General features: G+C 66.7%; 1 protein-coding gene. It reads left to right on the forward strand.

Annotated features, from left to right (window positions below; all coding sequences use genetic code 11):
- On the forward strand, positions 1 to 546 hold a 546-nt coding region (locus CH262_RS25170; protein WP_143547171.1), incomplete at both ends, for a zinc-binding dehydrogenase.

Consider the following 546-nt stretch of genomic DNA (forward strand, 5'->3'; position numbering starts at 1 on the left):
GCCGACAAGACTCTCGTCCACGAAGGACAGTGCACCAAAGTCGACCCGGAGTCCGATCCGGCGGTGGTGGGGTTGCTCGGGTGCGGGGTGATGGCCGGGCTCGGTGCGGCGATGAACACCGGCCACGTCTCCCGCGGGGATTCCGTCGCGGTGATCGGGTGCGGCGGTGTCGGCGATGCCGCGATCGCCGGAGCCCGCCTGGCGGGGGCGTCGACGATCATCGCCGTCGACCGCGACAAGAAAAAACTCGACTGGGCTCTCGAACTCGGGGCCACGCACACTGTCGATGCCTCGCAGGTCGATGCCGTCGAGGCCATCCAAGAGCTCACCGGTGGGTTCGGGGCAGATGTGGTCATCGATGCCGTCGGCCGCCCGGAAACCTGGAAGCAGGCGTTCTACGCCCGCGATCTCGCCGGGACGGTGGTGTTGGTGGGTGTGCCGACCCCAGAGATGACCGTCGAGATGCCGTTGATCGATTTCTTCTCCCGGGGTGGGTCGTTGAAGTCGTCGTGGTACGGCGATTGCCTACCGGAGCGGGATTTTCCG

This window comes from Rhodococcus sp. 05-2255-1e (genome assembly GCF_002259025.1).
GTDB classification, from domain to species: domain Bacteria; phylum Actinomycetota; class Actinomycetes; order Mycobacteriales; family Mycobacteriaceae; genus Rhodococcoides; species Rhodococcoides fascians.